Source organism: Waterburya agarophytonicola KI4, from assembly GCF_020640915.1.
GTDB classification, from domain to species: domain Bacteria; phylum Cyanobacteriota; class Cyanobacteriia; order Cyanobacteriales; family Xenococcaceae; genus Waterburya; species Waterburya agarophytonicola.
Map to the genome: position 1 here is coordinate 1 of NZ_JADWDC010000111.1, position 9,171 is coordinate 9,171.

10 protein-coding genes are annotated in these 9,171 nt (G+C 36.3%); 5 read left to right on the forward strand and 5 right to left on the reverse strand.

The features are described from left to right. Positions 1–258 precede the first annotated feature (258 nt). Complete coding sequence (locus tag I4641_RS22695) at positions 259–594, forward strand: hypothetical protein (RefSeq protein WP_229642861.1); 336 nt, start codon at positions 259–261, stop codon at positions 592–594. Here the strand turns inward: I4641_RS22695 and I4641_RS22700 are convergent. From I4641_RS22700 to I4641_RS22710, 3 genes are all read right to left on the reverse strand, one after another. Beyond that, on the reverse strand, positions 584–1,231 hold the full coding sequence (locus I4641_RS22700; protein ID WP_229642862.1) for a YqiA/YcfP family alpha/beta fold hydrolase: 648 nt from the start codon (positions 1,229–1,231) through the stop codon (positions 584–586). The two genes, I4641_RS22695 and I4641_RS22700, sit on opposite strands and share 11 nt — an antisense overlap. A gap of 10 nt (positions 1,232–1,241) precedes the next feature. After that, the gene (locus tag I4641_RS22705; protein WP_229642863.1) at positions 1,242–2,975 is read right to left on the reverse strand and encodes an ABC transporter substrate-binding protein; all 1,734 of its coding nucleotides are present in this window, start codon (positions 2,973–2,975) and stop codon (positions 1,242–1,244) included. A gap of 223 nt (positions 2,976–3,198) precedes the next feature. Next, on the reverse strand, positions 3,199–3,675 hold the full coding sequence (locus I4641_RS22710; protein WP_229642864.1) for a YbjN domain-containing protein: 477 nt from the start codon (positions 3,673–3,675) through the stop codon (positions 3,199–3,201). A gap of 297 nt (positions 3,676–3,972) precedes the next feature. Between I4641_RS22710 and I4641_RS22715 the strand changes: the two genes are divergently transcribed. Both I4641_RS22715 and I4641_RS22720 read left to right on the forward strand, forming a co-directional pair. Continuing rightward, positions 3,973–4,302, forward strand: coding sequence for an MgPME-cyclase complex family protein (locus tag I4641_RS22715; protein WP_229642865.1), 330 nt, complete (start codon positions 3,973–3,975; stop codon positions 4,300–4,302). A gap of 1,229 nt (positions 4,303–5,531) precedes the next feature. Then, positions 5,532–5,771, forward strand: a complete 240-nt coding sequence (locus tag I4641_RS22720) for a hypothetical protein (RefSeq protein ID WP_229642866.1) — start codon at positions 5,532–5,534, stop codon at positions 5,769–5,771. A 40-nt stretch (positions 5,772–5,811) separates the two neighbouring features. Here the strand turns inward: I4641_RS22720 and I4641_RS22725 are convergent, their stop codons facing one another. Together I4641_RS22725 and I4641_RS22730 are read right to left on the reverse strand one after the other, a co-directional pair. After that, positions 5,812–6,369 (reverse strand): DUF1802 family protein, encoded by a 558-nt coding sequence (locus I4641_RS22725; protein ID WP_229642867.1) that lies wholly within the window; start codon positions 6,367–6,369, stop codon positions 5,812–5,814. Between the two features lie 324 nt (positions 6,370–6,693). After that, positions 6,694–7,968, reverse strand: coding sequence for a WGR domain-containing protein (locus tag I4641_RS22730; RefSeq protein ID WP_229642868.1), 1,275 nt, complete (start codon positions 7,966–7,968; stop codon positions 6,694–6,696). Positions 7,969–8,247: 279 nt separating this feature from the next. On the opposite strand from I4641_RS22730, the gene I4641_RS22735 reads away from it, so the two are divergent. Further along, entirely contained in the window at positions 8,248–8,838 is a 591-nt protein-coding gene (locus tag I4641_RS22735; RefSeq protein WP_229642869.1) for a TetR/AcrR family transcriptional regulator, read from the forward strand. Between the two features lie 97 nt (positions 8,839–8,935). After that, a partial coding sequence (locus tag I4641_RS22740; RefSeq protein ID WP_229642870.1) for a glutathione S-transferase N-terminal domain-containing protein occupies positions 8,936–9,171 on the forward strand: 236 nt, incomplete at its 3' end.

Consider the following 9,171-nt stretch of genomic DNA (forward strand, 5'->3'; position numbering starts at 1 on the left):
AAGTTATTCGACGAGCTATTCCCGATTTCCAAGACCTCAAAAATGAGCAGTTACCTTTTTTTCTCAAGGTTGATTCAAGATATTATTGCTGAAAAAATTCCTCCCAGACAAGGCAGACATAACCCCAGAGTAGTTAAGAAAACTCGTTCTGAATTTCCGAATAAAAAACCGATTCATCGAGAAACCTCAGTTAGCTCAAAAAAACCTAATTTTGCGATTTTTAACTCTGTTTAGTGCTTAACCGAGAAGTATTGAGTAGTGACTGACTTTTTTAAAGTAGCCTGGGAAAAAGTTTTGGAAATAATTCCTGATTACGATAGCACTGTCTACGCACCTATTTTTAAAAATATTGAAGCTGTCGATAAACAACTAGATTTGCTTGGCTGGAGTGCGGATAAAACCGCGCAGAAAATTGCCAGGGTGATGGGAAAATCTAATCCTAAACCCCGCTATATATTAGCCACAGGGGGAAATACTTTAGTGTTTATGATGAATAAAGTATTACCTACTTGGGTCAGAGATGAATTTTGGAAACGCTTTTACGGAGTGCATAAAATACGTCCAGGTAAAAAAAACAATTTTTCTAGATCGTAGGTTCTCTAAAGTCGATTAATCTGGCGATTTCTTGCCAAATTGTTGCTTGAGAATCATTTAAACCGTGGTCGCTATCTAGTTCGATTAATCTTACTTGAGAATGTCGATCTACATAATCTCGACTAACTTGAATGGGTACGACATCATCATTAATCCCGTGAATAATTAAAGTAGGAAGATTGCGCTTCAATTCCTCAATAGGATAGTTTTCTGCATCTTCTAGAAATTGGTATTTGAGGGGTATTTGTTTGTCTTCTCCATAATGATAGATCGGTAAAAAGCCAGTTTTTTGCCACTGTTCTATTTGATTTGGTTCGAGTCTAGAATACCAACTTTGAGGAAAGCCAAAAGCAGGTGCCAGAAGTATTAAACCCTTAACGCGATCGCATTTCTGGGCTACCCAAGCAGAAGTTAAAGCACCAAAACTAGAACCGATCAAAGTAATGGGAGAATGGGAGTCGGGAAAAGCTGCAATAGTTTGTTCTATTTGTCGGGAGAGGGTGAGGTTACTAAAGTCTCCTTGATTCAGGTCTAAAATATTGAGGTAGAGGTTTTTTTCGGCAAAGCGATCGCGCAAATATTGTGCTTTACTAGATTTAGGACTAGAAGCGAAACCGTGTAAATAAATATAGTGCATTTGATTATAGTTATTCGGTAATTTTCAACTCTTCTAGATTCCAAAAAGCACCACCTAATGGAGTATATTCTATGCCTTTTATTTTATTCCGCACTGCACCAAAAGATTTAGGATTAACCAGATAAATAAATGGAACATTATCCGATACTAATTGCTGTATTTCTGCATAAATAAGCTTGCGTTTCTCTTCATTCAATTCCCTTGCACCTTGAATAAATAATCGGTCTATTTCCTTTTCCCAGTCAGAAACTTTTCTATCTTCGATGGGTTGTTGTCCTGGTGCTGGCTTTTGATTAAACATATGCAAGTTTCCATCAGTAAACCAAACATTTGCACCATTATTTGGTTCGTTTCCTCCTGTTAAACCTAGCATAATACATTCCCAATCTAGAGAGCTACTCAATTTTCCAATTAGAACGTTAAAATTGACAGTTCTAAAGTTTACATCCATGCCAATAGCTTCAAGATCTTCTTCTACTTGATTGCCCATATTTTCTCTGATTTTATTACCTGAATTAGTATTCAAAGTAAACTTAACTCGATTCCCCTCTGCATCAAATAATTGATTTTTATTATTATATTTAAACCCACCTTCTCTTAATAGCTGTTTGGCTTTTTCTGGATCGTAATCATAAGCCTTTAAATTTTCATCGGCAAAAGGAGATTGCACAGAAATAAACGAATGCTGGGGTTGTCCTAGACCTCGATAAATATTTTTTACCATTCTAGGGCGATCGATCGCATAAGCTACGGCTTGTCTAAATTTAAGATTGTTAAACCAGCGAGATTTTTGAGGATCTATTAAAGGCTTGCCATTTCTTTTGCCAGTGTTGAGGTTAAAGGTAATATAGTTCGTTCCATAATCAGGACCACCATTATAAATAGTAAAATTACCTTTTTTTTCTTCTTTTTTCAGTAAAGAAAAATATTCAGGGGCGACATCAACAGAATCTAAACTACCAGAACGAAACTGAATTAAAAATGTATCGCTAGATTTTATAATTTCAAAAATAACTCTTTTAATGTAGGGAATATCTCTGTTGACTAATGCTTTTTTCCAATAGTAAGGATTGGCTTCAAAAATAACTCTTTGAGCAGTATCATAACTTTTTAATTTATAAGCACTACTAGCAATAATTTGTTCGGGAGGAGTATCTACTGTCCAAGTCGAAAGAAACTTTAATTTTCCATCTCGATCTTTTTGTTTAACAGTATCTTCTAAAATATGTTTGGGTAAAATAGATGTTCCCGTAATACCTAAAAATGGGGCGAAAGGTTCGGGCAGAATAAACTCAATCTGTAAATCATTAAGTTGACGAACTTGAGGCAAAGATTTACTTTCACCAATTTTAAAACCATCTCGCGAACTAGCAGGAATCTCTGGATTAAAATAAAGTTGATTATAAGTAAAATCTACATCTTCTGCTGTTAGAGGATGACCGTCAGACCATTGGAGATTTTGTCTTAAAGTAAATACTACTCGCAGTTTATCTTCTGAAATATCCCAAGATTCCGCTAGGGCAGGTTCGATTTTTCCTGTAAGAGGATTTTGAGTTACCAAACCATCAAAAATTTTACTTTCTACAAGACTAGTAGTTGCGTCTGTGGCAATTACAAAATTAAAAGTTTTAGGATCTTCCAGAATTGCTTGGACTAGTTGAGGAGGAAGATCTGGATTTGCCAACAGGCTACTAGGGTTACAGGCAGTGGTAAATGCCAAGGACATTCCGACCAAAACTAGCATCAACAATCTAGTAATTAGAATTCTCCGAGAGTTTAGTAAACCCAAAGCCAATAATTTCCTTTACTCAATTTCACGCCACATTATATATTGCAGTAAATTATCTGGTTAGGATAAGTTATTTTAAATTATGGCAGAGGACATTTCATGAAACACCCGTACATGAGTAATGTCCTAACTGTTAATGATATTCAATGCCCGTCAATAAGTAGGAAGTAATTAATAATTACGATCCGCCAAACTCTTCTTTAAGAAGCTCGTCGTTGTCATCAGCAATGTTTGCCACCAAAGTAACTAAACGAGAAATCTCCCCTGGATACATATCCGCAACGGTGCGCTGAGAAGAAATCATCACCTGATTATCTTTAATACTAAAGCAGGTTTCAAAAGTTCCCGACCAATTCATCTCCAACAAGCGACGCATCAACCCATTTTCGTCTTTGGCTGGTAAGTGAAGCAAACTAGACCATACAGTCAGTAGATCGTCATCGCTTTCTCCTGTAAGCTGAACAAAAACTTTTACACTGCCATACTGAAATTTCCACAGGCTTCCTTGCTCGGTATGGTTTACCATGGCAGTATTGTCTTGGTCGAGACTAGAAATCACTGTTTCTATGATTTCCTGATGGCTGGGGTTTTCTTCAATCAAGTTATCAATAGCTTGAGTATTGTCTTCTTCTAAAGTGGAAATTGGGCTAATCATAATAGCTTTTCTATAGTTAGATTAATGCTGACCGCATTGAATTTAGCATCAAGTCTTGATAATTGCTAACTTTATGCTTATTAATTTTAACTACTTTCAGTAGATCGAAATATAATTTACAGAATTTAACAAAAGGTAGAAAACACTTGTTGACCGAGGATTGGGAGGAATACTCGCTCATAAATTGACTTGATTGCCATTGATCGCGAGATCGCACTCGTCCCTGATATGAAAGAATTAAGGGAAATATTTAAAATATTATTTTTATTAAAGATTGAGTTCGCCAAATAATTAATCATGACTACTTACTATTATGTTGCAGCCAGCCAAAAGTTTTTACTGGAAGAAGAGCCTTTTGAAGAAGTGATTGAAGAACGTATTCGCAACTATCAAGAAAGAAATAAGGAAATTGATTTCTGGTTTATCAAACAACCTGCTTTTTTGGATGCTCCAGAAATGGCGCAAGTCAAAGCAAAAATTCCTCAACCCTGTGCTGGGGTGATTACTACCAACAAGCAGCTATGTACTTGGCTCAAGCTAAGATTGGAATATGTAATTTCAGGACAATTTGAAGCTCCTTCTGATTTTATTCCCCACCCTTTGGCTTCTTTAGAGCAAGTTGCGTAAATCATTAACAATCAAGATCGTATTTTGGGGGATGTCCGCAAGGCTATTCTCCTTTTTTTTCGAGCAAGATCGGTTTTCGTTCTGGGAATATTGGCGATCGCTATGTTGAAGATTAAGCAGATATAAACACACAGAAGATAAAATTAAATTTTAACGAAATAGTTTGAGTCCCCTATCGTACAGATAAAATTTTTGTTTTGTGAGACAACTTTATCGAAGATATGTGAAATATGGGAATCAAAAATTATCAATAACAATCATCGACAAGAGCTTGAATTTTCTATTCTCAAGGGATGCTGTCCCTATTGTTATTCTAAGTCAATTAAATATCATGAATTCAAAACAATAATGAAGTTCGGATTTCAATGTTTGAACTGTGCTGGGGAAGAACACTATTGCGATCGAGACTTGGAAAAGTTTTCTCGCGATTGGAGTTATTATTTGATGAATTTATCCGAATGATTAGATACCAAGCAAAACTTATATTTGAGAACCCTTAATGATTTATAAGGAGATCGCTTGAAAAGTCTTTTCTAAGGAACTTTGATCGACACCATCGAGGGTTTACTTCAGAAGATTTTCTTGAATACTCGATGAATGTAAAACTCTACACAATTTTAAGTTGCCAAACTAATAAAAAACAATTAGTATGGTTATCAATACTGACGAAAAACCATTAAAGCAGCAGTGTAAAAAGTTAAGTCTTGCTACACAGATACTCGTTCTTGGCAAAGAAAGCAATAAAAGCAAGTCGAGTATTGAGTCTGACCCTGACAAATATTATGTAATGTAAAAATGGCAGTCTAAGTATGGATCTGGTTTTTAAGCTATATCAATACTAAACTGAGTTGCATAATTTTATCCAGATTGTCTTTGGTGGAATTCGGTTGTTAGAAAGTTTGGCGTATTTTTTATGCCCAAACTAGATGTAAAATAGTCAAACTGTAGGATCGATATGGACATTTCTCCCCCACTTCTCATTCCTTGCCTGAGCGGAATTTATTTATTGAGCATTCATATTATTTTGAAAATCTGTCAATTCAAAAAAGTCTAAAAAAATGCTCGATCTTTTGATTAATTGAGCGAGATCGATTAGATAATAGAATTAACGTTGCGTGATCGCGGTATGATGACTCTGATGTAATCAGTTTATTGATTATTTAAACATCAGTTTGATACTTGAGATTAGCAACGTTTTTTTAATATATAATTAGCAATAAAAAATTTCGATGGAATGTGAAATTATTAGTCGTGCGGGACAAGTATTAGCCAAAGGAAAGTTAGTTTTAAAACAAGAAGAAGATCGAACTCGGCTTAATTTGGAAACTAGAGGAGGAAAATTAATTGAGGGCGGATTTGTTGGGGAAGATGGAGATTTAGAAGTAGCCAGTGAAGTATTATTTGAAAATTGCTTTGCTACTTGGCGCATGACAGGATTGACTTTGAGGGTAACTATTAAATCTCCCTAATAAAATTATCCTAAGTATTAAATTCTCAATATATAGCCTACTAGTTTGAGGTTGATTCTTGGATTTCTCGAACTGTTTGAGTATATCGACTATCTTCTATCACTACACGAGAATCTTCGGTTGAGATTGGTTCGACTAAATCGATCCACGACTTACATCCACCATAATTATCGTGATAAGGAATAATAACAGGGGAAGCAAGGCGATATACCCGAAGTAGTAAAACTATTAAAGGTTGCTGGGGTTTCCATTTAAGGCGATCGCTTATCATTTGTTCGTTCCAAATATGATAAGGTAGCAATGCTTTTATTTGATTTAGATCCTCAATAGGTAAAATATTGCTAATTTCGGCATAACTTCTTATTTCTACTGTCTTGGGATGCCATCCCGACTCTACTAACTCTACTCCTTGAGCGTATTCTGATTTGAATAAATTGGGTTTTTGATGTTCGTAGGTAGGATACAGCCAAAAGCGATCGCTCTTAACTTGAAATTTGCTTTCTTTGATACCTCCCTTTCGCAGCAAAATAACAGTCTTTCCTGTGGTTAAAGCATCTACGGCGATCGCCCATTCTTTTAAAGCTTTAGTCAATAACATAATTGAGGAATACCAAGTTGAAGAATCAATAAAAATTACTTACTCTACGACTATCCCAATCAATAATAATATTTTTTAATTGGTTTTCTAAACTCCAATCTTTTGGTTGTTGTTTTTTATTCAACCAAGGCGCACCTTCGCTAATCCAGTATTTGCGATAAATAGAAGTGTCATCATAACCATATTCGCATCCACAACAATTACAGACACCAATCGAAAACTTACTTCTTTTTCATCGATTGATTGTGACCAAGGTAAACCACAAACTGGACAATGAGATATTTGCATGTCTTTATTCTATTAAATTTTTGATTGTTTAAAGTTCTAACTAAATTCGCAGAGATATTTAATATTCACTTGTTCGGTACGATAAACGATACTTTCTTGATTGATTATACTAGCTGCACCAGGAGCAACATAAGTGCTGTCATATCCTGTGACGGGGAAGTTACGACTATAGGATTGGGGACAATATTCTTTACCCATAGCAAAATCACACAGTAACATAAATACACGATCTTCATCTTCTCCCGAAGCATTCCAATAATTAGTGGCGTAGTTGAGAGCTTTGGTAGATTGTTGAGATCCATAGATGCCATTGCCAAACATTCTCCCCGTACATTGAACCGCACTAGCAGGGGGTATAATTAAACCTTGTCTGAGGATACTCAAGAGGTTACTGGCTTTTGTACCGTGCCAATGTTGTTTGACGTTGCCAATAGTTCTTTCTTGGGCGGTAAATGCTTCTCTCATGGAAGGGATATCTAGTTTGTATAACCGTCGGAGTTTGTATTTAGCAGCAAGGTGGTTTTGATTGCTAGTAGATTTATATAGTTGATTGATTTGGCGAAAGGTTTTCTTTCCTTCAACGGTGCTTCCTGGTACTCGCTCGATCGCACATTCAAATACTTGTTGTCGATCGCGATCAATTGCGATCGCAGCATCAAGGGCGTTTAAGATTTCGTACTGACGCTGTATTTCTTGAAGAGAGGCAAATTGTGACTCATCTAGTTTGTGTCCCAAATTTTGGGGAATGAGACGCAGATATTTACTCAGTAACTGACGCAGTTTGTAGCTGTTGCTTTTGCGAGTTGCAGCAATTTGAATTAAATATTCTCTGGCTTCGGCGATCGCCTTGGTCGTTACAATACCTAAAGGTGTTTTAAATCCCCCCGTAGCAGGATTATAAGTAATATCTGTTTGGGAAGTAAAGGCGTGAATGTTGCTTTTTACTAGGTATCTAATTAATTCTTTCGATCGCGGATCTCTACCGTGTTTGATTTGTTTGGAAGCGATCTCTTCTAATTCTTCTGGTTTAATGGTGTCAGTTTGTTTTGTCTCCCCCTCTACAAGCTGTGCTTGAGTATATCCTTTCCTGATTTTTTGACGTTTGGTACGCTCAAACTTACTCTGGGCTAGAGCGATCGAACCCAAGCAGTGATGTTTGCACTGTAAAGTATTACCTACTCTCCCCCATTCAGCTAAAAAACTTCCATCATTAAATAGGCTTCCTCGCCATACTTTGTTAGAATTTTCTCCTACTTCTACATATATAAGCGTGCAGGTATCTAGTACCCTCGACGCAGTGATTGTACTCATAATTGTTAAGCTGTATTTAATATAAATAAAGAATAAAAAGGGCAATAGTCATTAAGTAAACAATGCCCTTGTTCCCCAATTAAAGTCGTCTGATAGGAACTTCAACAGTCCCTTCAACGCGGGAACCCCGCGCAACGGGCTGTTTCGCAATTGCCAACCTTATTAGTAATATAGTATTAATTGATCTAAAAGTCAACAAATATTTTATAATCCTCGATTGTTTAGCATCGGGCGATTTTAATGCTATCCTATATTCAAGACCGATCGGTCTTTTGATTAATGTCCAAAGCACAAGAAACCAAAACCCGTATCATTCGTCAATCAGCAGAATTGTTTAACCTTAAGGGTTACGCAGGTTCTTCTATGTCGGATATTATGCAAGCTACGGGATTAAAGAAAGGAGGGATATATAACCATTTTGCTAGCAAAGAAGAATTAGCTTTAGCAGCATTTGATTATGCAGTGAGTCTTTTAACACAGAGAGTATGGAGTGTGGTGAAAACTAAACGTAATGCGATCGACAGACTATTAGCGTTGGTATCTAGTTATCTAACTTATATCGATAATCCGCCGATCGTAGGTGGTTGTCCGATTTTAAATACAGCGATCGAAACTGACGATCTAGATTCCCCACTGCGAGATCGCGCTTTGCAAGCGATTAATTCTTGGCGAGATCTAATTATTCGCATAATTGAAAAAGGAATTAAAAAAGGAGAAGTGAGATCGACTGTTGAACCCGATACTGTGGCGACGATTATTATCTGCAATATTGAAGGTGCAATGATGATGAGTAAATTAGCCAAAAATCCGATCCATATGAGGAGAGCGATCGCACATTTACAAAGCTATATTAAAACTAGTCTGGTTTGAAGCTTAATTTTTTTGCAATCAAAAAGACCGATCGGTCTTTTTGATATACATGACACCAATGAACCAAAAACCTTTAGAAGTTAATCCAAACGTAACTATGAAAAAGCAAAAACCGCGTTTAATCGCGATCGCGATTAGTCATTATTGTGAAAAAGTCCGTTGGGCGTTAGATTATTTTAATATTGATTACATCGAAGAAAACCACGCACCGCCCTTTCATCGTCAATATACATCCCCTTATGGTGGGACAACTGTACCTGTTTTAGTTACAGATAATAAAACCCACCTTCCGCACGTCAAAATGTATTATTTAGAGTTTCATAAAATCAGTCA